Here is a 24,172-nt window from a genome sequence, read left to right on the forward strand (position 1 = left end):
AGATTGGGTTTTGCATTGCGTTTTGGCGCCGGATGCGCCAAGCGACGTCAAGAGCCGTTTTCTGTGAGGCCGACCTGATGAGCACGCTTCTTCTCTCCCACAAGGCCTGCCTCGACCACGTCACGCCGCCGGGACATCCTGAAAGGCCGGATCGACTGCGCGCGGTGGAAGAAGCGCTGTCGCACGAGCGTTTCCAGTTTCTGGCGCGCGACCAGGCGCCGGAGGGCGATCTCGATCTCGTCACGCTGTGCCACAACGAGCACTACGTCACCGAGCTGCGCCACATCGCGCCGACCAGCGGCCAAGTCTATCTCGATGGCGACACCTCGATGTCGCCGGGCACCTGGGAAGCGGTGATGCGCGGCGTCGGCGGCGCGGTCGCGGCCGCTGAAGCGGTGATGGCCGGCGAGCATCGCAACGCCTTCGTCGCGGTGCGCCCGCCCGGACATCACGCCGAGATCGGCAAGCCGATGGGCTTCTGCTTCTTCGACAATGTCGCAATCGCGGCGCGCCATGCGCAGCGCAAATTCGGCATCAAACGCGCGGCCATCGTCGATTTCGACGTGCATCACGGCAACGGCACGCAGGACATCTTCTGGTCGGACCCGACCGTGATGTACTGCTCGACGCACCAGATGCCGCTGTTTCCGGGCACCGGCGCCAAGAGCGAGCGCGGCGACCACGACACCATCGTCAATGCGCCGCTCGCGTCCGAGGACGGCGGGCCGGAATTCCGCAACGCGTTCGAGAATCTGATCCTGCCGCGGCTCGAAAAATTCAGCCCCGAGCTCCTCATCATCTCCGCCGGTTTCGACGCGCATTATCGCGACCCGCTGGCCTCGCTGAACCTGCGTGCCGAGGACTATGCCTGGGTGACGCGCAAGCTGATGGACCTCGCCGACAAGAGCGCAGGGGGCCGCATTGTTTCGGTGCTCGAGGGCGGCTATGATCTGCAAGGACTGAAAGAATCTGTTACGGCGCATGTCGGCGCCCTGATGGGCGCGTGACGAACCCGCCACATTAAGCCCGCAAAATTCTGCTTTTGCTCATTTGAAGCGAATCGGGCAATCGGAAACGGATATGGCCGAAAATACCCAAATCGACGTCTCCAGGCTCACCTTCGAGCGCGCGATCGAGGAACTCGAAACGATCGTGAAGCGGCTCGAAGACGGCAAGGTGCCGCTCGAGGAATCCGTGACGATCTATGAGCGCGGCGAGGCCCTGAAGCGCCGCTGCGAGGACCTGCTGCGTCAGGCCGAGGCCCGCGTCGACAAGATCACCACCGATGCCAGCGGCCAGGCCAACGGCACCGCGCCGCTCGACGTCCAGTAAGCCAAGTTCCCACCATTCGGTTTCTGACCACGCTTGCCCTTTAACAGGGCACGGGGAGCGCTGCCGGCTGCATTTTTCATGATCGCACGGCGCCGTCCCTCGAAGCGTGACGGTTCCATGGGGTGGGAGCTGGTCGGGGTCGTTCCGGATCGAGGCCTTCCGAGCGACGAAAAAGATCTGATTCTGGCAAAAAAGTCCGCCAAGAAACCGGACGAGCCCGGAACCCCTCGTCACGGGCCGCAGTTAACCAAGCCGGCCCGCCGGTTGGACCTGCATACCCCCAATCGGCCCGGCGGGTTGGCTTTGGCCCAAGCTTTGGTGTAAAGCTGCGCGGAGTGTGGCTTTTTGTAAGCCTTGCGTGGGCAATAATTACCGACGACAAGTGCTTCAAACTGCTGATGAAATTGGCTGGGACGGGCGAAGCCGATCTAAGTGACAGGGATCACAGAGACTGAACCGGAGCGCACTTAAGCTTACCTAAGCTTGAAGACGGGGCCTGGCCCCATGCAGGTGGCTCCGACGGTTTGAGGACTCGCGCTGCGCCGATATTGAGCAAACCCATCGCGCACCGGAATGACCTTCCGGCGCTGACAAATTGGAAATGGCCGTGAACGCATACAGTAAAACGCCGCTTCTCGACACCATCCGGACGCCGGAAGACCTGCGCAAGCTCAAGATCGAGCAGGTTCGCCAAGTCGCCGACGAGCTGCGGCAGGAGACCATCGATGCCGTCTCGGTGACCGGCGGTCACTTCGGCGCGGGTCTCGGCGTGGTCGAGCTCACCACCGCGATCCATTACGTCTTCGACACGCCGCGCGACCGGCTGATCTGGGACGTCGGCCATCAGGCCTATCCGCACAAGATCCTCACCGGCCGGCGCGACCGCATCCGCACCCTGCGCACCGGCGGCGGCCTGTCCGGCTTCACCAAGCGCAGCGAGAGTGACTACGATCCGTTCGGCGCGGCGCATTCCTCGACCTCGATCTCGGCCGGCCTCGGCATGGCCGTGGCGCGCGATCTCTCCGGCGGCAAGAACAACGTTATCGCCGTGATCGGTGACGGCGCGATGTCGGCGGGCATGGCCTACGAGGCCATGAACAATGCGGGAGCGATGAACTCGCGCCTGATCGTGATCCTCAACGACAACGACATGTCGATCGCGCCGCCGGTCGGCGCCATGAGCGCCTATCTGTCGCGGCTCTATTCAGGCAAGACCTATCGCACGCTGCGCGATGCGGCCAAGCAGATCAACAAGCGCCTGCCCAAGATCCTCGCCAACCGCGCCAACCGCGTCGAAGAATACTCCCGCGGCTTCATGATGGATGGCGGCACGCTGTTCGAGGAGCTCGGCTTCTACTATGTCGGCCCGATCGACGGCCACAATCTCGACCACCTCCTGCCCGTGCTGAAGAACGTGCGCGACATGGAGGAAGGCCCGATCCTGGTTCACGTCGTGACCCAGAAGGGCAAGGGCTACGGCCCGGCGGAAGCATCCGCCGACAAGTATCATGCGGTGGTCAAGTTCGATGTCGCCACCGGCACCCAGGCGAAAGCAAAGCCGAACGCGCCGGCCTACCAGAACGTGTTCGGCCAGAGCCTCGTCAAGGAAGCGCAGAAGGACGACAAGATCGTCGCTATCACCGCGGCCATGCCGTCGGGCACCGGCGTCGACATCTTCAACAAGGCGTTCCCCGACCGCACCTTCGACGTCGGCATCGCCGAGCAGCACGCGGTGACGTTCGCCGCCGGTCTTGCGACCGAAGGCTATAAGCCGTTCTGCGCGATCTACTCGACCTTCCTGCAGCGCGGCTATGATCAGATCGTGCATGACGTCGCGATCCAGAACCTGCCCGTCCGCTTCGCCATCGACCGCGCGGGCCTGGTCGGCGCCGACGGCGCGACCCATGCCGGCTCGTTCGACAATGCCTATCTCGGCTGCCTGCCGAACATGGTGATCATGGCGGCGGCGGACGAGGCCGAGCTCGTGCACATGGTGGCGACCCAGGTCGCGATCGACGACCGTCCGAGTTCGCTGCGCTATCCGCGCGGCGAAGGCCGCGGCATCGACATGCCCGAGGTTGGCATTCCGCTCGAAATCGGCAAGGGCCGCATGATCCGCCAGGGCAGCAAGATCGCCCTGCTCTCCTTCGGCACGCGCCTCGCCGAATGCGAGAAGGCGGCCGACGAGCTCGCAGCCCACGGCCTGTCGACCTCGATTGCGGACGCGCGCTTCATGAAGCCGCTCGACACCGAGCTGGTGCTCAAGCTCGCCCGCGACCACGAGATCCTGATCACGATCGAGGAAGGCTCGGTCGGCGGGTTCGGCTCGCATGTCGCGCAGTTCCTGACCGATCAGGGCGTGCTGGACAGCGGCATGGTCAAGTTCCGCTCGATGGTGCTGCCCGACGTGTTCCAGGACCACGACACGCCCGCCGCGATGTACGCCCGCGCCGGTCTCGACGCCAAGGGCATCGTCGCCAAGGTGTTCGAAGCGCTCGGCAAGGACGTCAAGGCCGAGACGGTCAAGCTGGCTTGATGGGTTTCACCTCTCCCGCTCGCGGGAGAGATCGGATCGCGAAAGCGATCCGGGTGAGGGCTTTCTCCTCTTGGGGGTTCTCGATTGCCGAGATACCCTCTCCCGTAAGCCGATGCTTTCGCATCGGCGTTCCCAAGTACGGCGGCCAAAAGGCCGCCTATGCCTCCCCCGCAGGCGGGGGAGGGAGCAGACCGCACGCGGTGGCTTGCTCCTCGACCCTAATTTTCCGGTTCTGACTCCATGAAGATCTATCTGGCAGGCCCCGACGTGTTCCTGCCGGACGCGGTAGAGATCGGCCGCCGCAAGGTCGATATCTGCACGGCTCATGGCCTTACCGGCCTTTATCCCCTCGACAACGCGATCGACCTCACCGCGCCCGATGCCTCGCGGCAGATCTTTTGCGGCAACGAGGCGATGATGGACGGGGCCGACGCCATCATTGCGAACCTCACCCCGTTCCGCGGCGCCGGCGCCGATCCCGGTACCGTCTACGAGCTCGGCTACATGGCCGGGCGGCGTAAGTTCTGCCTCGCCTATTCCAATGACGGCGCCGTGTATGCCGACCGCGTCGGCCGTTTCATGGACGTCGCCTCCGAGGACGGACGGCTGGTCGATGCGCAGGGGCTGACGGTCGAGGATTTCGGTCTCGTCGACAACCTCATGATGATCCATGCGCTGGAACTGCACGGCTGCCCGCTGGTGACGCCGGCGCAGATGCCGGTCGATGTCTGGCACGATCTCGCCGCGTTCGAGGCTTGCGTCCGGATGGCGGCCGCGCGATTGATCGCTACATAAGCATCTCAGTCGTGCCCATGAGAGCGTGATGCCCCCTGCCCGCAAGCGCGCGGATGTATTGCTGGTCGAGCGCGGCCTGTTCGAAAGCCGGGCGCGGGCGCGCGCGGCGATCGAGGCCGGGTTGGTCACGGCCGACGACAAGCCGGTTTCGAAACCGTCCGAGACGATCGCCGAGGATGCGGTGATCCAGGCCGAGCCGGCGCATCCCTATGTCTCCCGCGGCGGCGTCAAGCTCGCCGGCGCGCTCGAGCATTACCCGATTGAAATCGAGGACCATGTCTGCCTCGATGTCGGCGCCTCCACCGGCGGCTTCACCGAGGTGCTGCTGGCGAACGGGGCAAGCCTGGTGTTCGCCATCGACGTCGGCACCAGCCAATTGCATCCCTCGCTGCGCGATCATCCCAAGATCGTGTCGATGGAGGAGACCGATATAAGGTCCTACGAAGGCAAACGTCTGCCGGCGCGGCCCGATATTGTCGTCATCGACGTCAGCTTCATCTCGCTCAAGGCGGTGCTGCCGGTGGCGTTGTCGCTGGCGGCGGCACCCATGAGCCTGCTGGCGCTGATCAAGCCGCAATTCGAGGCGGAGCGAAAGCACAACAAGAAGGGCATCATCCGCGACGCCGCCGTGCACCAGGAGATCTGTGACGACATCGCGGCCTTTGCCGCTTCGCTCGGCTGCACCGACATCGAGATATTCCCCTCACCGATCACGGGCGGCGACGGCAACATCGAATTTTTCCTGGGCGCGCGCCGTGGTTGAGCGCCTGACGATTGATCATGTCGGCCATCGCGGCGACGGCGTCTGCCTGGACGCCGGCGCAGCGATCTATGTGCCCTATACGCTTGGCGGCGAGACCGTCGAGGTCGATCACGTCGCGGGCCACCATCCCGACCGCCGCAAGCTGCTCGCGGTCGACGTCGCAAGCCCCGAGCGCATCGAACCGTTCTGCCCGCATTTCGGCGTCTGCGGCGGCTGCGCCATCCAGCATTGGGCGAGCGAACCCTATCACGCCTGGAAGCGCGGCATCGTGGTCGAAACGCTGGCGCAGGCTGGCGTCGATTGCGAGGTGGCACCGCTGGTCGATGCGCACGGCGCCGGGCGCAGGCGCATCACGCTGCACAGCCGCTTCGGCACGCATGACGTTCTCAAGGTCGGCTTCTCCGCGACGAGTTCGCACGACGTCATTCCAATCCATCGCTGTCCCATCCTCGATCCCGCGCTCGCAGGCGCGATAGACGCCGCCTGGGCGCTGGCCGAACCGCTGACGACCAAGATGCCGGTGACGAAGCCGCTCGACATCCAGGTCACCGCCACCACCAACGGCCTCGATGTCGATGTGCGCGGCTCCGGCCCGCTGCCGACGCCACTGGTGACGGCGCTGTCCCGCGTCGCCGAGCAGCACCGCCTGGCGCGACTGACCCGGCATGGCGAACTGGTGCTGCAACGCCTGCCGCCGGCGCTAAAGATGGGCCGCGCTGAGGTGACGCTGCCGCCGGGCTCGTTCTTGCAAGCAACAGTCGCGGGTGAAGAGACGCTTGCGGCTCTCGTCGCCGACCGCATCGGCAGGGCGAAGGAAGTTCTCGACCTCTTCTGTGGCGTCGGCCCGTTCGCGCTGAGGCTGGCGGAGAAGGCGCGCGTGACCGCCTATGACAGCGACGCCGGCGCGATCGCAGCGCTGGCGAAAGCGGCGCGCACGCCCGGCCTGAAGCCGATCAAAGCCCAGCCGCGCGACCTGTTCCGCCGTCCCCTGATGCCGCAGGAACTGCGCGACTTCGACGCGGTGGTATTCGACCCGCCGCGCCAGGGCGCCCAAGCTCAGGCGCTGAAGCTTGCCGCAAGCAAGGTACCCGTCGTGGTCGCCGTGTCCTGCAACGCCGCGACCTTCGCCCGCGATGCGCGACTGCTCATCGACGGCGGCTATCGGCTGGAGGCGGTGGTGCCGGTCGACCAGTTCCGGCACACGCCGCATGTGGAGCTGGTGGCGCGGTTCAGCCGGTGACGTCGGATCGCTATGCCGACGGCTCGAATTGCGGTTGCCATCGCAGCAGGTAGGACTGGAGCGAGCGCACCGCGATCGCCAGCAGGATGCCGACGAACATCATGACGAAGATGGCGACCATCATCTCGCTGGCATTGGCCCGCGCCTCGGCTTCGATGATCAGCTTGCCGAGCCCGCGCTCGGCACCGATGAATTCGCCGACGATGACGCCGATCAGCGCAAAAGACACGGCCGGCAGCAGCGAGGCGAACACCCAGGCGAGGGCGGACGGGATCACGACCGTGCGCAGCACGGTGAACTCGCTGGCGCCGAGCAGACGAGCGGCGGCGATCTGGTCGCGGTCGACCGCACGCGTTCCCTCGAAAGTGTTGAAGAACACCACGAAGAACACGACGAGCCAGGCGGTCGCGATCTTGGAGAGATCGCCGAGGCCGAAGATCAGGATGACGAGCGGTACCAGCGCGATGCGCGGTATCGAATTGAATGCCACGATGTACGGCCCGAATACGCGGGCGAGGAAATCCGAACGGCCGAGGATCAGGCCGGCCGCGATGCCGCTCGCAGATCCGAACAAAAATCCCCACCAGGTGTTCTTCAGCGTGACGAGCGTCGCAAGCCACAGATTGTTGTCGTTGCCCTTGATGCAGGCGGCAAAGCCGCTCGTATCGGCAAAGCAGCCAAGCCGCAGGAAGCTCTGCCAGATCAGCGACGGCTTGGCGACGAAATAGGGATCGAGGATCTTCGGTACGTAGGCCTTCGGCAGCAGCGCCTTGCTCCATTCAAAGCCCCACTGCCAGATGACGAGAACGGCTGCGAGAATGGCCAGTTGCCAGAACAGGATGACGGTGCGGCTGTTGGACATGGTCAGTCGGCCTTGGTGCGGCGGAATTCTTCGCCGAGCGAATGCCAGATGTGGGAATAGAGACGGCCGAATTCGGCGGTCTCGCGCACGGCCACGGGGTCACGCGGACGCGGGATGGCGACGTCGAAGTCTTCCTTGAGACGGCCGGGCCGCGCCGAGAGCAGGATGATGCGGCTCGCCAGCGTCAAAGCTTCGCCGAGATCGTGCGTCACGAACAGCACGGTCTGCCGCTCGCGTTCCCAGATCTCCAGCAGCGTCTTGTGCATCTCCAGCTTGGTGTGAGTGTCGAGCGCGCCGAACGGCTCGTCCATCAGCAGAATCTCGGGCTCCAGGATCAGCGTGCGCATCAAGGCGACGCGCTGGCGCATGCCGCCGGACAGCATGCGTGGAAAGCTCTGCGCAAAGCCCGAGAGCCCGGCCTTCTCGACCGCCGAAGCGACGCGCTCTGCGCGCTCGGTCTTCGGCAGTCCCGCGATCTCCAGCCCATAACCGATGTTCTGCTCCACGGTTCGCCAGGGAAACAGCGTATCGCGCTGGAAGACATAGCCGACCCTGGGGTTGACCTTGCCGGTCTCGACCGTGTCCTCGTCGATCAGGATGCGTCCGCCAGAGCGCGGCAACAGCCCCGCGACCATGTTGAGGATGGTGCTCTTGCCGCAGCCGGAGGGACCGAGCAACGCGACGAACTCGCCCTGCTTGACCTCGAAGGAGACGTCATCCACCGCCACGAACTCGCGGCCGGACGCGTTGAATCGCTTGGCGAGCCCCTGCACGGCAATGCGGGTGCGCGCCGCCGCTATTTGATCCTCGTCTCGCGCGAGCGCGAGGCCCTGACCTGGCGCGGCGATCATTTGTATTTCGCCCTGGCTGCCTGGAGGAAGCTCATGTCGACGACATCCTCGTATTTGGTCTCGGGAATATCGGTTCCCTTGCGGTACCAGGGCTTGGCGCCACGTTCGAACGCGGGCTTGTCGATGACACCGTCATAGGCCCAGGTCGACTTGTCGAAGCCGAGCTCGGCGCTGACCGCGTCGGGATCGATGCCCGAGAAATATTTCGGCGTGACCAGCGCCTGCACCTCCGCGAGCGGCGTCGCCTTCACGAAAGCCATCGCGCGATGGATCGCATTGACATAGGCCTGCACCATCGCCTTGTCCTGCTCGATCGTGTCCTGGAGCGTGTAGATCACGAGTACGGGCAGCGTCCCGCCGAAATCCTTCTCAAACACGCCGGGTTTTGAGGTGTCGTAAATCGTCCGGCCAAAGCCCTTCTTCTCGACTTCGACGATCCAGCTCGGCGGCGCCATGATGGCGTCGAACTGCTTGGTCTGGAGCGAGGGGAACATGGTGTTGGTCCCGCCGCCCGCGACCCAGTTCACCTTGCCGCCGAGCCCGCGCGCTTCGAACACGTAGGTGCCGAACACCCAGGTGCCCGACCCGATGGCGGTGGCGGCGACGATCGGCTTGGCGCCATCGGGGCGCTTGTAATCCGCGAGCTTCTCGACCGAATTGATGCCGCTGTCGTGGAGGTCCTGCCGGACCATGATGCTGGCGTAGGAGCATACCATCTCGGTCGCGAGCAGGATCTTGCAGGACTTGCCGCGAGCACTGAGCTGGAGCGGGTGGCTGGCATCGCCATGGGCGAACAGCGCTTGCCCTGCCGCCAGCGTCTGGCGACCGAATGTGCCGGCATTGCCGGTGACGAGCTTGGAATCGAGTCCTTCGTCCCTAAAGTACCCCTTCAGCTCCGCGATCATGCCGATGGCATAGACCGGCGACACCGGTCCGAAGGCGAGCGAGACTTGCTTGGCCTCCGCGCGCAGCTGCCCCGGCAGCAGCGATGCGCCGGCCCATGCGGAGCCTGCGATCAGCGCCTGGCGCCTGGTAATGCTCATGTGCTCCTCCTCCCTTGGTTTCTTTGTTCGATTGCGCCGATCGGTCAGGACGGCGCGACCTTGATCGTCCCTGCCTGTCGCAGCGTTTCGATCTCATTCGGCGACATGCCGATCTCGCTCAGGATCTCGCCGCTGTGTTCGCCGATCTCAGGTGGATCGTAACGGTTGGGCAGACGCCTCCCGTCCATGGAAATCGGCAAGAGCGGCGTCTTGGCCTCGCCGCCATCAGGCAGCCGAATATCGGTCAGGCCTCCCGACTGGTTGAGATGCGGATCATCGAAGAGATCGCCGGGCTTGTTCACCGGCGCATAGGGCAGATCGAGCTGCTCGAGACGCGCGGCGAGATCGGCCTTGTCCCATTGCTTGAAGATCTTCGCGATCTCGGGGATCAGCCAGCCGCGATGATCGACGCGGTCGTTGCTCGTGGCAAAGCGCGGGTCAGCGAGCCAGGCTTCGCGATCGAAGGCGCGGCAGAACGCCGCCCATTGCTCCTCACCGACGATGGTGACGAACAGTTTCGAGCCGTCCCGGGTGTCGAAGAGATCATAAACCGGCCATGGGCTGTCCTTGATCGAATACGGGATCGAGGGCTGGCCGCTGACCACCTCGCACATCATGGCCTGCGCCATCAGGAACACGTTGTTCTCGTACAGCGCACTCTGGATGTAGCGCCCCCGGCCGGTCCGCTGCCGCTCGGCCAGCGCAGCCTGAATTGCGATCACGCCGAACATGCCGCCCATGACATCGTTGACCGAGGCGCCGGCGCGCATGGGACGGTCGGGCAAGCCGGTCATGTAGGCGAGGCCACCCATCATCTGCACGACCTCGTCGAGCGCGAGGCGGTTCTCGTAAGGCCCGGGCAAATAGCCCTTGAGCGAGCAATAGATCAGGCGTGGTGCAAAGGCGGCGACAGTCTCGTAGTCGAGGCCGATCCGCTTCAACAGGCCCGGCCTGAAATTCTCGATCAGGACGTCGCTGTTCTCGATCAGCCTGCGTGCGATCGTCTGGCCTTCCGCAGTCGACGTATCCAGCGCGATGCTGCGCTTGTTGCGGCTGTAGGTCGCGAAAAAGCCGGCGGCGGGCCCCTTGAAGTACCGAGTGCGGTCGCCCTTGGGCGGCTCGACCTTGATCACGTCGGCGCCGAGATCGGCGAGGATCAAGCCGCAGCTCGGCCCCATCACCATCTGGCTGAACTCGATGACCCGCAGGCCTGCCAGCGGACGAAGCTCCGATGGCGTCTCGCGCGCAGCCCTGTTCATGCCGCGCTCCGCAGGACCTTGGGGATGCCGGCCTCGTGCAGATGCCCCGTCAAATGTTTTGCCGGGATATGGCGGGCGAGAATATCGCGCGTCTGCATCAGGCGGTCGAGGTCGATGCCGGTGGAGAATCCCATGCGCTCCAGCATGAACACGAGATCCTCGGTGACGATGTTGCCACGCGCACCAGGTGCAAAGGGACAGCCACCGAGGCCGGACACCGCGGCGTCGAAACGGCGGATGCCCGCTTCGAGGCCGGCGACGGCATTGGCAAGGCCCGCACCGAGCGTGTCGTGCAGATGCAGTCGCAGCATCATTTGCGGCCCGACCTCGCGCCGCACGGCCGTGACGATCTGCCGGATCGATTTGGGAGTCGCATAGCCGACGGTGTCGGCAAGCCCGATCTCGTCGGCGCGGGCTTCGGCAAAAGCGCGTGCCACACGGCACACTGCCGCCTCGCTCACCTCGCCCTCCAGCGAGCAGCCGAAGGAGGTGGAGATCGCGCCCATCAGTTGCGGCCGCTGGTCCGCCGGTCGGGCGTCGATCGCGGCGCGGACCGCGCGAAAGCCGTCAAGCTGCTCTTCTATCGTGCGGCGCACATTGGCGCGGTTGTGCGTCTCGCTTGCCGAGATGACGAAATAGACGGCGTTGACGCCTGCGGCGATGGCGCGCTCGGCGCCCTTCGGGTTCGGCACCAGCGCGCCGATGGTTGCGGACTTGTGCGTGAGCGCATGCGCCATCACCGCATCGACGTCGGCGAATTGCGGCACGACCTTTGGCGGGACGAAGGATCCGGCATCGATCTCGCGCACGCCGGCGGCCGCGATCGTGTCGATCAGCGCGCATTTGGCTTCGGTCGGAACGAAGACGTCCAGGTTCTGGAGACCATCGCGGGGAGCAACCTCGCAAATGTGGACATCGGGCGCGCGCGCCATCGTGGCTCTCCCTGGGTCGATTGTATATTGTTGCATAAAACAACAATCCATGGGACAGTCTGTCAAGCCCAAAACTTGCGTGCACTGCAATGATCGCATCCGACAGTTCCCGACAGCGCAGCGTCAAAAACGGTTCCGAGCGCGCCGAGCACCTCGCCGGGCTGATCATGGCGCTGGCCCGGCGCGAAGGCATGAAGGCCGGAGACCGCCTGATCGAACAAAGGCTTGCGGATGCGCTGGACCTTTCACGCGCGCCGATCCGGCTCGGCCTGAAGGCTCTGGAAGCAGCGGGGCTGGCGCGCGGCGAGCCGCATCGCGGCTTTGTGCTGGCAAAGAATCCCACCAGCGGCGCGGCCCAACCGGCGCTCGCGGCGGTCAGGCGCAACGAGCAGGTTTATGCGACCATCGCAGGCGACGTGCTCGCAACACGGCTGCCGGCCGACGTCACCGAGGCAGAGCTGATGCGCCGCTATGGCCTCAGCCGGGCCGAGCTACAGCGGCTGCTGGACCGGATCGCCGCCGAGGGCTGGATCGCACGCCTCCCCGGCTACGGCTGGCGCTTCGCCGAGACGGTTTCGAATCCCGAAGCCCAGGCCAAGGCCATGGCGTTTCGCGCGGTGATCGAGCCGGCGGCGATCGCGCAGCCGGGCTTTGCGCTGCCGCAGGAGGTGATCGTACGCTTGCGCGAGCGCCAACAGCGCGTCTTCGAAGGCGAACTCGAGAAGATGACGATCGGCGAGGTCTTTCACTCCGGCTGCGAATTCCACGAAGAGATCATCCGCGGCGCCGGCAACCCTTTCTTTCTCGAAGCGCTCAAGCGCGTGAACTCGATCAGACGCCTGTTTGCCTATCGCAGCTTCGCCGACCGCGACGGCATGCGGCGGCACGTGCGCGAGCATCTGCGCCTGCTCGACGTCCTGGAGACGCGGCGCTACACTGAGGCGGCCGACCTGATGGCCCGGCACCTGCAACGCCCGCTGGTGGCGGGCTTGTCGTGATGCGCGAACCAAATTGCTGCCATCCCAGCTTGATTCCGGTCAATCGCTCTCGCGTCCGTTGGTGCTAACGCGTCCTGCGCAACGGCAGGGAGCGGACGTTCGTGTTCAACCGACGGCAGTTCATCATAACCGCGCTCGGGTTGTCCGCGGCTGCGGTCAGCGGCTCTCCTGCCGCAGGAGCAACGATGACCTACGACGAGGCGGTGGATGCATCACGGGCCCCACTTCAAGCCAGGCCGAGGGATCGCGAGCTCGTCCGATTTGCGACCCTGGCGGCCAACAGCCACAACACCCAGCCGTGGATCTTCTCCGCGCTCGGCAACGAAATCGTAATTGCCCCCGACTTCGCGCGCCGCTGTCCGGCCGTCGATCCGGATGACCATCATCTCTTCGTCAGTCTCGGCTGCGCTGCGGAAAACCTCATCCTCGCAGCTTCCACACTGGGTTGGCACGCCACTCCGTTCGTCGATGGCGACCGGATCGTGATCACGCTCGAAGAGGCCCCGCCGGCAGCATCGGAGCTGGCCGCCGCGATTCCCGTCAGGCAATGCACCCGTGCGACCTTCGACGGCAGGCCGGCCACACCGGAGATCTTGCGCCGGCTCGAGAACGCCTGTCGCGAACCGAACGTCGCGGCGGTCCTGATAACCGAACGCGCCGCGATCGCTGAGGTCACCGACTATGTGCTCGATGGCAACTCGGCGCAAATGCGCGACAAGGCCTTCATGCGCGAGCTCGTCAGCTGGATCCGCTTCAACGAGACGGAGGCGCTCGCGACCATGGACGGGTTGTTCTCGCCCGCGTCGGGAAACCCCTCGCTGCCTTCATGGGCGGCGCGACCGCTTCTAAAGCTCTTCTTCACCGAGCGCGGGGAAAACAAGAAATACCGCGAAGAGCTCGAGAGCTCTGCGGGCGTCATCGTGCTCGCTGCCGATCGCAGCGACAAGTGGCATTGGATCGCGGTCGGCCGCGCCTGTCAGCGTTTCGGCTTGCAGGCGACCGCGCTGGGACTGAAATATTCCTTCGTCAACCAGCCGGTCGAGGTGGCAGCGCTGAGGCCGCAATTTGCGACCCGGCTCGGGCTGGGCGAACGGCGCCCCGATATCGTGATGCGCTTCGGGACCGGCCCGAACCTGCCGAAATCGCTGCGGCGTCCGCCGGAGCTGGTGATGCAATTCTAACGCCGCAAGCCGCCCAACGCCGGCGACTCGCCGGGCAGCATCGAGGAGTTGATGTCGCTGTCCAGGCGTCCCGACTGCTGCTGGATGAAGCCGGCACCGAACGACAGGCTGAGATTGGAGGTCGGCTTGAACTCGACACCCGCGAACGCGCCATAACCGGGCGTGGCGCTGGAGGTCAGCGGCGCCAGCGAGCTGCCGATGCCGTTGCCGAATTTCAACGTGTCGAATCCGGCGAAGAACGTGACGGGCAGGCCGCCCGCCGTCTTGGTGGTGTAGCCGAACTGCGTGCTGTCATAGGACAGTGCGCTGAAATTGCCGGCCGAGCCGGCCTGATTGAAGCCGCTCAGACCAAAATTGCCGCGCTCGCTGCCGACGAAGAAACCGTTCGCATAGCTGGTACGCCAACCCGCATCGCCGGCATTGAAGCTCGAGAAGCCGCCGTAAGTATCGGAACTCTGCTCGGCACCACCACTGAGGCCGAAAGGCCCGCCGGGAATCCAATATCTCAGCGGCGCAACTTGCGCATGAGCCTGTGCGCCGGTGAGGCAGAGCAAGGCGAGAGTTGCAAGAGCGCGTGAAGCTGCGGGGTTGAACATTCAGATGACCGTCAAGAGTTTTGCAAATTATACTCCTCGGACATCACCAATGCCAGCGGTGCGACCGCGCCGACGTCACGGCCCCGAGCCTCCCGGAGAGCTCCACCTGATGCCCCACGATCCGCTGCTCACGCGCCTGACATCCGCCTTTGCCGGAGTACCGGGCGTCGAGGCTGTCGTTCTCGGCGGCTCGCGTGCGCGGGGCAGTGGGCACTCCACGTCGGACTACGATGTCGGCCTCTATTTCAAGACGGCGATCCCGCTGGATACCGAACGGCTGCTGGCCGCCGCAAAAGACATCGCCGACGATCCCGCAGCCACGACCGTGACGCCGGTCGGCGAATGGGGTCCGTGGATCGTCGGCGGCGCCTGGCTTTCAGTGGAAGGCCGCAAGGTCGACCTGCTCTATCGCAACGCCGACGCGGTCGAAGCGGCGATGGAATCCAGCCGCGCCGGCGTGGTCACCATGGATTATCAGCCCGGCCATCCGCATGGCTTCTGCTCGGCAATCTGGATGGGCGAGATCGCGTATTGTCAGCCGTTGCACGATCCGAAGGGTTTGATCGCTCAGCTCAAATCAATCGCACTTCCCTATCCGCAGGCTCTGCGCCGCGCCCTGATCCAGCGCTTCCAGTGGGAAGTCCTGTTCAGCATCGAAAATGCCGAGCTCGCGGCGGCACGTAACGAGCGGACCCACATCGCGGGATGCCTCTACAGATCGCTCGCCTGCATTGCGCAGGTGCTGTTCGCACTGAACGAACGCTATCTCATCAACGAAAAGGGCGCGCTCCAGGAGGCGGCCGGCCTGCCGCTGACGATTCCGCAACTGGAGGAGCAGGCAAACGAGGTCTGGCGGCTGATCGGCGACGGCACCTTTGCGCCCGCTTGCGAGGCCTTGCGCAGGATCGACCGGCAGCTGAAGGTGCTGACATCTTGAAAGCATGGAGAACCCGGTGACATCCGACGATCCCGTCACTTACGAATGTACAGGCAACATCGCCCGCATCACGCTGCGCCGCGCGCCCGTCAACGCGCTCAGCCTCGAACTCATCCGCGCGGTGGTCGCGGCGCTCCGCCGCGCCGCGGACGATCCGGAGGCGCGCGTGGTCGTGCTGGCGAGCGCTATCCCTAAGCGCTTCTCGGCGGGCCTCGATCTCGACATCCTGCTCGGCAAGCCCGGCGCCGAGATCCGCGAATTCCTCCAGGCGCTCTATATCGACCTCTACGACGCGCAGTATCGGCTCGGCAAACCGTCGATCGCCGCCGTCGGCGGTGCGGCGCGGGGCGGCGGCATGACCATGGCAGTGTCCTGCGATGTGGTGCTGGCGGCCGAGAGCGCGACGTTCGGCTATCCCGAGATCGACGTCGGCGTCATCCCGGCGATCCACTATGCCCATCTGCCGCGGATCGTCGGACGTCACCGCGCCTTCGAGCTGCTGTTCACCGGCCGCGTCTTCAGCGCCGCCGAGGCGCGCGAGCTCGGCGTGGTCAACCGCGTCGTCGGCGATGCGGAGCTCGAGGCCGAGGTCGCAAGGCTCGCGGCGCAGTTCGCGGGAAAATCGGCCGCGGTGCTGCGGATGGGCCGCGCCGCCTTCATGCGCCAGATCGATCTCGACTATCGGCGCAGCATTGCAAGCGCCGTCGACGATTTCTGCAATGTCGCGACGTCGGATGAGGCGCAGGAGGGCTTGAGAGCGTTCGTGGAGAAGCGGCTGCCGAAATGGTGAGGACGGCAGCTTTCAGGCGGTCTTGTCGACCGAAGACGAGGAGTCCGCCGGCGGATATTTCGTCACTGGCACCATGAAGGATTTCGTGCCGACCTGGTAGATGACCTTGCCGTTCTGCCCGTCATCGGTCGCGATCTGCGCCTGGCCGAACATGATGACGTTCTTGTAGACGGTGCCGGTGCCCTGGCGGGTGACGCCGTCGGTGGTGACGCTGACCTGGGCTTCCTTGCCATTGACGGAAAGCACCTTGAAGCTCGCGCTCTTGCCGTTCTCGCTGGAATAGCCGCCCCAGCTTCCCATGAGGCGGCTGTCGGAAGCCGGCGGGTCCTGCTTCTCGAGGTTCGCGGTCTGCTTGCCAGCGCCCCCGAAGGAGAACAGCAGCACCATGTTCTTGCCGTCCTTGGTGCCGACCGTAACCCCGCCAAAGGTGATGAGCGTGCCCTTGACCTCGGCAAAGCCGCGCTCGGTGTGGCCGTTATGGGTGTACTCGACCTGCGCCCGGGCACCGCGGATGTTCACGACCTTGAAGCCGACGGGCTGGTTGTTGCCCACCCAATTGCCCTTCCAGTCACCAAGCAGCGCGCTCTGGTGATACAGCCGCTCGTTGGCGGGAGAAATCTGGCTGGTGCTCGACGTGACGATGGCCATGGTCTGCTCGGTGGACGGGTTCGACGAACCCGCTCTCGTTCGCGCGCCCGACAGCAAAGTCAAAACTGCGATCGGAAACGAACTGAAACAACCGGATTAGGGCCATGTGCCGGTTAACGAGCAGTTAAATTCAACCGTCGGGCGAGATGAGGCGAAAGGTCCCAACGGGGTACGCTATTAACGGCCCCAGCGGTCCGACCAGATCTTCTCGCCGATCATGCAACTGACGCGCGGCTCCTTGTCCGCAACCCGCATCACGGGGCGCTCCGGCATGCGGCCAGCGACCTCCATCAGCAGCTTGGTGCGGATCGCTTCCTTGAACTTGTCGCGGTCCTTGATCGTGATGACGAAAGAGCCGGGACCGCCGATGACGCAGTCCTCGTAGTAGAAGTCGAGATTGTCGATATCCATGGTCGAATAGGACGGCTCCTTGACCATGATCGGCAGACCGTTGATGACGATGCCCTTCTCGAGCGCGGCATCGCGCGCCACCGTGACCGGGATGCCATTGTTGTTGGGGCCGTCACCGGAAATGTCGATCACGCGACGCAAGCCCCGATATGGATCCTCGTCGAACAGCGGCATCGCAAACGTGATCGCGCCGGAGATCGAGGTGCGCGAGGCGCGCCGGATCGGCGTCTTCATGATTTCGGCGGCAACCGCATCCGCGGTCTCGGGGCCGTCGATCAGGCGCCAGGGGATGATGATCTTCTGGTCGCTGGAGGCGGCCCACTCGAAATAGGTTACCGCGATCCGGCCGTTCGGACCGAGCTTCAGCGCCTGGAGGAATTCTTTGGACTGGATCGCCAGCGCGTAGCCTTCGCGCTGGACCGCGAGCTCGTCCATGTCCATGGAGTAGGAGACGTCGACCGCGAGGATCAGTTCGACGTCGACCGTCTGTGCATCCTTGTCGGCAGCCAGCCGCTGCGGCTGATTCTCAAGCGGCTCGAATTTAGGTCCTGGCGCCGCGATGCCCGCGACGTCCCCTCCAACAAGCACGCCGGCCACCAGCACAGCCCCGATCGAGAACAGCAAGCGCATCGCAGCGGTCTCCCGTCGTATGACGCGATGGTGACATGCAATCGCCTTGCCGCAAAGTGCGAAGATCGCTTGCGCTTCACATTCGAGTTAGGAACGACGTGCTCGCCGCCGTGTTGCCTCGCTTCGCGCGACTGGAACACACAGCGAGACCGGCACCGTCGTTCCAGAGCTCGCGACGCGCGCAGAATGACGCCTAGGGACAGCGCGGCCGGCCCACTTGTCCGCCGCAATTTCCATGCTAGGCTGGATGCACAGATGGGGATGGAGTCCCCCGACAACCGCCCGGCGGTCGATGATCGTACTGGGCTGATGACTCCTGCTTGAGGTGGGGCAATCTTTGAGCCTCTGCCTTTGGTGGGAGCATGGACCAACCCGCCGATGGCGGGTTTTTTATTGCCTGGTGGCGAAGGCAGGAACTGGGCCAGCAAGCCAAGGCCAGGAGAAAGTGAAGACGTGACCACGACGACACCGAATGCTGCGCGCGCCACCTTACCCAGGGGAATCTGGGTGCTCGGCTTCGTCTCGATGCTGATGGACATCTCCTCCGAGATGATCCATGCGCTGCTGCCGGTCTATCTCGTCACCGCGCTCGGCGCCTCCACGCTCACAGTCGGATTCATCGAGGGCATTGCCGAGGCGACCGCCTCGATCACAAAGATCTTCTCCGGCGCGTTGTCGGACTGGCTCGGTCGCCGCAAGCTGCTCGCCGCGCTCGGCTACGGGCTGGCCGCCTTCACCAAGCCGCTGTTTCCGCTCGCCCCGAGCGTCGGATGGCTGGTTGCGGCACGCTTCATCGACCGCGTCGGCAAGGGCATTCGCGGCGCGCCGCGCGATGCGCTGATCGCCGACATCGCTCCCATCGGCCTGCGCGGCGCAAGCTTTGGCCTGCGACAATCGCTCGACACCATCGGCGCCTTCGTCGGGCCGCTCGCGGCCATCGGCATGATGTGGTGGACGGCTGACAATTTTACGATCGTGTTCTGGGTGGCAGTGCTGCCGGCCTTTCTGTCCTTCGGCCTGATCGCCTTCGCCGTGCACGAGCCGGAGCCGGATCCGAACCGCAAACCTGCGACGAACCCGCTCAATCTTGCCGCGATGCAGCAGCTCGGGGCAGTCTACTGGCGCGTCGTCGCGGTCGGTGTCGTGTTCACGCTGGCGCGCTTCAGCGAGGCCTTCCTGATCCTGCGCGCGCAGAACATCGGGCTCAACCCGATGTGGGTGCCGGCGGTGCTGGTGCTGATGAACGTCACTTATGCGCTGTCGGCCTATCCCGCCGGCGTGCTGTCGGACCGGATCAACCGGACCGGCCTGCTCGCGCTCGGCCTGGTCTTCCTCGCCGGCGGCGACCTCGCGCTGGCACTGCTCCCGAGCCTTGCAGGCCTCGCGCTCGGCGTCGTGCTGTGGGGGCTGCATATGGGGCTGACGCAAGGCCTGCTCTCGGCGCTCGTCGCCGATGCCGCGCCGCCGAGCCTGCGCGGCACCGCATTCGGCTATTTCAACCTATTCACGGGTCTGGCCCTGCTGGCTGCGAGCGTGATCGCCGGCGCGTTGTGGGATGCCTATGGTCCGGCAGGCACGTTCCTGGCGGGGCTCGGCTTTGCGCTGATCTCGCTCATGGGGCTGCTTGCCATCGGCAACGGTCTGGCAGCAGAGCAAAAATGATGACGGGGAGTTTTTCGTCGTGCTGAGTGGGGTGCTTGCGATCATGATGGGTAGCATGCTTGGCGGCTGTGCGCGCTATTTCGTGTCCGGCGCGATCGCGCGGCGGTTGGGCGAGACGTTTCCGTGGGGCACCATGACCATCAACGTCACCGGCGCCTTCCTGATCGGCATTTTCGGCGCGCTCGCGACCCATCCCGGCTCGGCCTTCGCCGCGCCCACCCCCTGGCTGTTCGCGGTGACCGGTTTTCTCGGCTGCTACACCACGGTGTCCTCGTTCAGCCTGCAAACCCTGACGCTGGCGCGGAGCGGCGAGCCGCTCTCCGCGCTCGGCAATGTCGTGCTCTCGGTCGGGCTGTGCCTTGCAGCCGTCAGTTGCGGCTTCCTCCTCGCGGACAGGCTTGGAGGATAGAAGCGCATGGCCGTCCCCTCCTCCGCCGAGCGCTGGCGTAGCGCGATACTCTACGCCTGGGTTGCCGCCGGCAGCATCGTCGGCGGACTGACCCGTTATCTGGTCGGTCTCGCGCTCGACACCGGACCGGGCTTTCCCTTCGCCACGCTGTTCATCAACGCCACGGGATCGCTGATCATCGGCTTCTACGCGACGCTGACCGGCCCCGACGGCCGCATGCTGGCGCGTCCCGAGCACCGGCAGTTCGTCATGACCGGGTTCTGCGGCGGCTACACCACGTTCTCGACCTTCAGCCTGGAGACCTTCCGCCTACTCCACGGCGGCATGAAGTACACGGCACTTGCCTATGGCGCGGCGTCCGTCATCTGCTGGCTGGTGTCGGCGTGGCTCGGGCATATGATGGCGAGCCGCTACAACCGCTTGACAAGGAGTTGACCATGCAAATCCCCGCTCAGGCCGTTTTGCTCCGGATCTTCATCGGCGAGAGCGACCATTTCGACGGCAAGCCGCTCTATGAAGCGATCGTGATGACGGCGCGCGAGCGGCACCTCGCCGGCGCCACCGTGCTGCGCGGTCCGATGGGCTTCGGCAAATCGAGCCGGCTGCACACTTCGAAGATCCTGCGACTTTCGGAAGACCTGCCGCTGCTGATCGAGATCGTCGACAGCGAGGACAACATCAACGCATTCCTGCCCATCCTGGATGGCATGATGTCGAGCGGCCTGATCACCTTGGAGAAGGTGCAGGTCCTACAATATGGTGCGAAGGCCGCGAGCTGATCGCTCCAGCAGGAACCCGAGCCCGCCGTGTCCGGGAGGCGGAATGAACGATACCGTTACCACACCGAAAACCAGGACGAAGACCAAGGTCGAGCGGCCACGGCTGCACAAGGTCATCCTGATCAACGATGATTACACGCCCCGCGAATTCGTCACCATGGTGCTCAAGGCCGAATTCCGCATGACGGAGGATCAGGCCTACAAGGTGATGATCACCGCGCACAAGCTGGGCACCTGCGTCGTCGCCGTGTTCACCAAGGACGTCGCCGAGACCAAGGCGACGCGTGCCACCGATGCCGGCCGCGCCAAGGGCTATCCGCTGCTGTTCACGACCGAGCCGGAGGAATAAAGCTCAGCCCACCAGCGCGTGCGTTTCTTCCGCCAGCCCGTACACGCGCTGTGCCTTGGAAAATCCTGCGATCGGAAATTCGCCGAGCTCATGCCAATCGTGGTGGCAGACATTGGCAAAACCTTCCGAGGCCACAACGGTCCGCCCCAGCCGCCCCGTGATCTTCTCCAACCGGGCCGCGAGATTGACGGCGGGCCCGATGCAGGTGAAGTCCAGCCGGTTGCCGCCACCGATATTGCCGTAGAGGATGTTGCCGATGTGCAGCGCGACGCCAAAGCGGAAGCGCTCGACGACATCGCCGACCGGAAACGCGAGCTGCTCCACGCTGGCGCGCGATTCACGCGCCGCCTCCAGCACGCGCGCGCAGACATGGGCGGCATCGCCGACATATTCGTCGATCGGAAACACTGCGAGCAGGCCGTCGCCCATGAATTTCAACACCTCGCCGCCGTGGCCCCGGATCGCGGTGACCTGGCAATCGAAATAATGGTTGAGGATTGCGACCACCGTCTCGGCTGGCAGCCGGTCCGACAGCGCAGTGAAGCCGCGCAGGTCCGAGAGCCAGATCACCGCCTGCATGGTGTCGGTGTGGCCACGGCGGATCTGGCCGCCGAGAATGCGTGCGCCGGCGCGGTTGCCGACATAGGTGTCGAGCAGCATCTCGGCGGTGCGTCGCAGGCTGATGATCTCGCTGACGCGCGCGAGCGGCGCTATGATGCTTCGGATCGCCGCGATGTCGTCGTCGCTGAAGCCATCGGGATGCTGCGTGATCCAGCTGGTGGCGTGGATGGAGCCATCGAGAAAAGGCACCGGCACCGCAATATAGTCGGTCGCACCTTCGGCGCGCATGTCGTCGAGGAACGGAAATCGCTTGCTGTCGGGATCGCTCGCGCGTCCCCTGACCTCCACCCCCTGCTCGAACACGATGCGGAGCGGGCTGCGGGCGAATTCGGGCGTCTCCAGGATCTCGAAATCGACGCTGCCGATTTCGACCTCCCCACCCTGCCGCCAGATGAAGTTGCGGCCGAAGATTTCCGGATGCAGCGTGCGGATGAAGATGCCGAACCGCCACACTGGCAGGCCGGCCGCGACCAGACGTTCGCAGAAATCGGCGATCATCTCGGCCGGCTCTAGCGACGACCAGGCACCGCCGATCAGCCAGTTGCAGAGGCGCTGGAGCTCGGAGCTGTTCATGCCCGCATTTGCGGACGAAGTTGTGGGCCCGTCAAGCTGCGCGGTGGGCTAGTACCGCGACAGGGCGCGTTATTCGCGGTGTGCTCACCTCTCCCTACGGGAGAGGTGAAAAAACTAGCGTCCCACCTGCCCGCGATCGCGCAGGAAGTGATCGGCCAGCACGCAGGCCATCATGGCCTCACCGACGGGGACGGCGCGGATGCCGACGCAGGGGTCATGGCGGCCCTTCGTGACGATCTCGGTATCAGTGCCCTTGCGATCGACGGTGCGGCGCGGCTGGAGGATCGACGAGGTCGGCTTCACGGCAAAACGCACCACCACCGGCTGTCCGGTGGAGATGCCGCCCAGAACGCCGCCGGCATGGTTGGAGAGAAAGCGCGTGCCGTCATTGCCGGTGCGCATCTCGTCGGCGTTCTCTTCGCCGGTCAATTCGGCCGCGCCAAATCCGGCGCCGATCTCGACGCCCTTCACGGCGTTGATGGTCATCATCGCAGCCGCCAGATCGGAATCGAGCTTGGCATAGATCGGCGCACCCAGGCCCGCCGGCACGCCCTCGGCGACGACTTCGATCACCGCGCCGATTGAGGAGCCGCTCTTGCGGATGCCGTCGAGATAGGTCTCGAAGAAGGCGGCCTTGTCCTTGTCGGGACAGAAGAACGGATTTTTCCCGATCTCGTCCCAGTCCCATTTGGCGCGGTCGATCTTGTGCGGGCCGATCTGCACCAGCGCGCCCCGCACCTTGACGTCGGGCAGCACTTTTCGCGCGATCGCGCCGGCGGCAACGCGCGTCGCGGTCTCGCGCGCCGAGGAGCGCCCGCCGCCGCGATAGTCGCGCAGACCGTACTTCGCCTCATAAGTGAAGTCGGCATGACCGGGGCGAAACTTGTCCTTGATCTCGGAATAGTCCTTCGAGCGCTGGTCGGTGTTCTCGATCAGGAGCCCGATCGGGGTGCCCGTCGTCACCTGCACGCCGGTCTCCGGATGCGCCATCACGCCGGACAGGATTTTGACCTGGTCCGGCTCCTGGCGCTGGGTGGTGAAGCGCGACTGGCCGGGCCGGCGGCGGTCGAGATCGCCCTGGATGTCGGCCTCGGTGAGCGGGATCATAGGCGGACAGCCGTCGACCACGCAGCCGATCGCCACGCCGTGGCTCTCGCCGAAGGTGGTGACGCGGAACATGTGGCCGAAGGTGTTGAAGGACATCCGTCTCTACTCGTCAGTTCTGACTTGTGGTGGTAACGCGGGGGAACACCCGGGTCAAACACACACTCGGTCATTCCGGGGCGATGCGAAGCATCGAACCCGCAATGACCGCGTTCCAGGCTAACTAAACTTCTCCAGCCGCCGGTCGCGAAACACATAGACGGCGCCTTGCTCGATATAGAGCTCGGCGGCACCGGCGGGGGTCTCAATGCCCAAAGCCACCATCAGGGCCCGGCAGGTGCCGCCATGGGCGACCGCGACGGTATCGACCAGAAGCGACTCGTACCAATCGAGCATGCGCAGCTGCACCGCCGCATAGGTCTCGCCGCCGATTGGCGCGACCGTCCATTTGTCGGCGAGGCGCCTTGCATAGACCGCGGGATCGGAGGCCTCGCTTTCGGCCAGTGTCAGCCCCTCCCAGGTGCCGTAGCCGATCTCCCGCAGGCGGTCGTCGAGCGAATAATTGGCAAGCGGCATTTCAAGCTTGCGGCGGACGAGTTCCATGGTCTGGCGCGCACGCCCGAGTGGGCTCGACACGTAGGGCAGCGCCGCTTTGTCCTTGCCGTCGCGCCTCAACAGATCGGCGAGAACGCCGGCTGCGTGCACGGCCTGTCCGCGGCCACGTGCATTCAGTGGAATGTCCTGGGCGCCCTGGAGCCGCCCGAGCGCGTTCCACTCGGTCTCGCCGTGGCGCAGGAAATAGATCGTGGGCACGGGCATTGCGGTTCGAAGGCTAGTCTTGTTCGAGCATGATCTTATCGGAAAACCGGTT

At 64.9% G+C, this 24,172-nt stretch carries 26 protein-coding genes and 1 riboswitch; of the genes, 15 read left to right on the top strand and 11 right to left on the bottom strand.

Annotation, left to right across the window (positions count from 1 at the left end; genetic code table 11):
* Positions 1 to 77 precede the first annotated feature (77 nt).
* The 6 genes from AAE027_RS02355 (at position 78) to AAE027_RS02380 (ending at position 6,666) form a co-directional block, all read left to right on the top strand.
* Positions 78 to 1,007: a histone deacetylase family protein gene (locus tag AAE027_RS02355; RefSeq protein WP_370984966.1), complete on the top strand. Its 930-nt coding sequence runs from the start codon at positions 78 to 80 to the stop codon at positions 1,005 to 1,007.
* Positions 1,008 to 1,080: 73 nt separating this feature from the next.
* A complete protein-coding gene (locus tag AAE027_RS02360; protein ID WP_370984965.1) occupies positions 1,081 to 1,332 on the top strand; it encodes an exodeoxyribonuclease VII small subunit in 252 nt (83 codons plus the stop codon).
* Between the two features lie 607 nt (positions 1,333 to 1,939).
* A complete protein-coding gene (dxs, locus tag AAE027_RS02365) occupies positions 1,940 to 3,868 on the top strand; it encodes a 1-deoxy-D-xylulose-5-phosphate synthase (RefSeq protein WP_130220925.1) in 1,929 nt (642 codons plus the stop codon).
* A 240-nt stretch (positions 3,869 to 4,108) separates the two neighbouring features.
* On the top strand, positions 4,109 to 4,663 hold the full coding sequence (locus AAE027_RS02370) for a nucleoside 2-deoxyribosyltransferase (RefSeq protein ID WP_370984964.1): 555 nt from the start codon (positions 4,109 to 4,111) through the stop codon (positions 4,661 to 4,663).
* Between the two features lie 28 nt (positions 4,664 to 4,691).
* Entirely contained in the window at positions 4,692 to 5,426 is a 735-nt protein-coding gene (locus tag AAE027_RS02375; protein ID WP_370984963.1) for a TlyA family RNA methyltransferase, read from the top strand.
* A complete protein-coding gene (locus AAE027_RS02380; protein WP_370984962.1) occupies positions 5,419 to 6,666 on the top strand; it encodes a class I SAM-dependent RNA methyltransferase in 1,248 nt (415 codons plus the stop codon). The genes AAE027_RS02375 and AAE027_RS02380 overlap by 8 nt, the downstream gene beginning before the upstream one ends.
* A 10-nt stretch (positions 6,667 to 6,676) precedes the next feature.
* Here the strand turns inward: AAE027_RS02380 and AAE027_RS02385 are convergent, their stop codons facing one another.
* The 5 genes from AAE027_RS02385 to AAE027_RS02405 are packed head-to-tail and all read right to left on the bottom strand — an operon-like array spanning position 6,677 to position 11,613.
* Entirely contained in the window at positions 6,677 to 7,528 is an 852-nt protein-coding gene (locus AAE027_RS02385; protein ID WP_370984961.1) for an ABC transporter permease, read from the bottom strand.
* Between the two features lie 2 nt (positions 7,529 to 7,530).
* On the bottom strand, positions 7,531 to 8,379 hold the full coding sequence (locus AAE027_RS02390; RefSeq protein ID WP_370984960.1) for an ABC transporter ATP-binding protein: 849 nt from the start codon (positions 8,377 to 8,379) through the stop codon (positions 7,531 to 7,533).
* The gene (locus AAE027_RS02395) at positions 8,376 to 9,422 is read right to left on the bottom strand and encodes an ABC transporter substrate-binding protein (protein ID WP_370984959.1); all 1,047 of its coding nucleotides are present in this window, start codon (positions 9,420 to 9,422) and stop codon (positions 8,376 to 8,378) included. Before AAE027_RS02395 ends, AAE027_RS02390 begins: the two co-directional genes overlap by 4 nt.
* Positions 9,423 to 9,466: 44 nt before the next feature.
* Complete coding sequence (locus tag AAE027_RS02400) at positions 9,467 to 10,681, bottom strand: CaiB/BaiF CoA transferase family protein (protein ID WP_370984958.1); 1,215 nt, start codon at positions 10,679 to 10,681, stop codon at positions 9,467 to 9,469.
* A complete protein-coding gene (locus AAE027_RS02405) occupies positions 10,678 to 11,613 on the bottom strand; it encodes a hydroxymethylglutaryl-CoA lyase (RefSeq protein ID WP_370984957.1) in 936 nt (311 codons plus the stop codon). The genes AAE027_RS02400 and AAE027_RS02405 overlap by 4 nt, the downstream gene beginning before the upstream one ends.
* Before the next feature lie 89 nt (positions 11,614 to 11,702).
* Between AAE027_RS02405 and AAE027_RS02410 the strand changes: the two genes are divergently transcribed.
* Both AAE027_RS02410 and AAE027_RS02415 read left to right on the top strand, forming a co-directional pair.
* Positions 11,703 to 12,611 (top strand): GntR family transcriptional regulator, encoded by a 909-nt coding sequence (locus tag AAE027_RS02410; RefSeq protein WP_244551254.1) that lies wholly within the window; start codon positions 11,703 to 11,705, stop codon positions 12,609 to 12,611.
* A gap of 185 nt (positions 12,612 to 12,796) precedes the next feature.
* Positions 12,797 to 13,792 carry an Acg family FMN-binding oxidoreductase gene (locus AAE027_RS02415; RefSeq protein ID WP_370984956.1) on the top strand — a complete coding sequence of 332 codons (996 nt, stop codon included), beginning with the start codon at positions 12,797 to 12,799 and terminating at the stop codon, positions 13,790 to 13,792.
* Here the strand turns inward: AAE027_RS02415 and AAE027_RS02420 are convergent.
* A complete protein-coding gene (locus tag AAE027_RS02420; protein ID WP_370984955.1) occupies positions 13,789 to 14,388 on the bottom strand; it encodes a hypothetical protein in 600 nt (199 codons plus the stop codon). The genes AAE027_RS02415 and AAE027_RS02420 overlap by 4 nt on opposite strands.
* A gap of 109 nt (positions 14,389 to 14,497) precedes the next feature.
* On the opposite strand from AAE027_RS02420, the gene AAE027_RS02425 reads away from it, so the two are divergent.
* Together AAE027_RS02425 and AAE027_RS02430 are read left to right on the top strand one after the other, a co-directional pair.
* Entirely contained in the window at positions 14,498 to 15,325 is an 828-nt protein-coding gene (locus AAE027_RS02425; protein ID WP_370984954.1) for a nucleotidyltransferase domain-containing protein, read from the top strand.
* 16 nt (positions 15,326 to 15,341) lie between these two features.
* Positions 15,342 to 16,115, top strand: coding sequence for an enoyl-CoA hydratase/isomerase family protein (locus AAE027_RS02430; protein WP_370984953.1), 774 nt, complete (start codon positions 15,342 to 15,344; stop codon positions 16,113 to 16,115).
* 12 nt (positions 16,116 to 16,127) lie between these two features.
* Here the strand turns inward: AAE027_RS02430 and AAE027_RS02435 are convergent, their stop codons facing one another.
* Entirely contained in the window at positions 16,128 to 16,763 is a 636-nt protein-coding gene (locus AAE027_RS02435) for a hypothetical protein (protein WP_370984952.1), read from the bottom strand.
* Between the two features lie 177 nt (positions 16,764 to 16,940).
* On the bottom strand, positions 16,941 to 17,804 hold the full coding sequence (locus tag AAE027_RS02440; RefSeq protein WP_370984951.1) for a DUF1194 domain-containing protein: 864 nt from the start codon (positions 17,802 to 17,804) through the stop codon (positions 16,941 to 16,943).
* A 248-nt stretch (positions 17,805 to 18,052) separates the two neighbouring features.
* Positions 18,053 to 18,130, top strand: a riboswitch (Fluoride riboswitch).
* A gap of 127 nt (positions 18,131 to 18,257) precedes the next feature.
* Between AAE027_RS02440 and AAE027_RS02445 the strand changes: the two genes are divergently transcribed.
* Genes AAE027_RS02445 through clpS form a run of 5 tightly spaced genes read left to right on the top strand, consistent with a single transcriptional unit; the run spans position 18,258 to position 21,003 of the window.
* Positions 18,258 to 19,466, top strand: coding sequence for an MFS transporter (locus tag AAE027_RS02445; protein WP_370984950.1), 1,209 nt, complete (start codon positions 18,258 to 18,260; stop codon positions 19,464 to 19,466).
* 19 nt (positions 19,467 to 19,485) lie between these two features.
* A complete protein-coding gene (crcB, locus tag AAE027_RS02450; RefSeq protein ID WP_128935300.1) occupies positions 19,486 to 19,875 on the top strand; it encodes a fluoride efflux transporter CrcB in 390 nt (129 codons plus the stop codon).
* A 6-nt stretch (positions 19,876 to 19,881) separates the two neighbouring features.
* On the top strand, positions 19,882 to 20,310 hold the full coding sequence (crcB, locus tag AAE027_RS02455) for a fluoride efflux transporter CrcB (protein WP_370984949.1): 429 nt from the start codon (positions 19,882 to 19,884) through the stop codon (positions 20,308 to 20,310).
* 2 nt (positions 20,311 to 20,312) lie between these two features.
* Positions 20,313 to 20,654 (top strand): DUF190 domain-containing protein, encoded by a 342-nt coding sequence (locus AAE027_RS02460; RefSeq protein ID WP_091893616.1) that lies wholly within the window; start codon positions 20,313 to 20,315, stop codon positions 20,652 to 20,654.
* Positions 20,655 to 20,697: 43 nt separating this feature from the next.
* Entirely contained in the window at positions 20,698 to 21,003 is a 306-nt protein-coding gene (clpS, locus tag AAE027_RS02465; protein ID WP_091893614.1) for an ATP-dependent Clp protease adapter ClpS, read from the top strand.
* A gap of 3 nt (positions 21,004 to 21,006) precedes the next feature.
* Here the strand turns inward: clpS and AAE027_RS02470 are convergent, their stop codons facing one another.
* The 3 genes from AAE027_RS02470 to AAE027_RS02480 all read right to left on the bottom strand — a co-directional run bounded on the left by AAE027_RS02470 (position 21,007) and on the right by AAE027_RS02480 (position 24,120).
* Positions 21,007 to 22,197, bottom strand: coding sequence for an adenylate/guanylate cyclase domain-containing protein (locus AAE027_RS02470; RefSeq protein ID WP_370984948.1), 1,191 nt, complete (start codon positions 22,195 to 22,197; stop codon positions 21,007 to 21,009).
* Between the two features lie 114 nt (positions 22,198 to 22,311).
* Positions 22,312 to 23,400, bottom strand: coding sequence for a chorismate synthase (gene aroC / locus AAE027_RS02475; RefSeq protein WP_370984947.1), 1,089 nt, complete (start codon positions 23,398 to 23,400; stop codon positions 22,312 to 22,314).
* Between the two features lie 120 nt (positions 23,401 to 23,520).
* Positions 23,521 to 24,120 carry a histidine phosphatase family protein gene (locus AAE027_RS02480; protein WP_370984946.1) on the bottom strand — a complete coding sequence of 200 codons (600 nt, stop codon included), beginning with the start codon at positions 24,118 to 24,120 and terminating at the stop codon, positions 23,521 to 23,523.
* Positions 24,121 to 24,172 lie beyond the last annotated feature (52 nt).

It is taken from the genome of Bradyrhizobium sp. DN3 (genome assembly GCF_041357655.1).
Classification (GTDB): Bacteria; Pseudomonadota; Alphaproteobacteria; order Rhizobiales; family Xanthobacteraceae; genus Bradyrhizobium.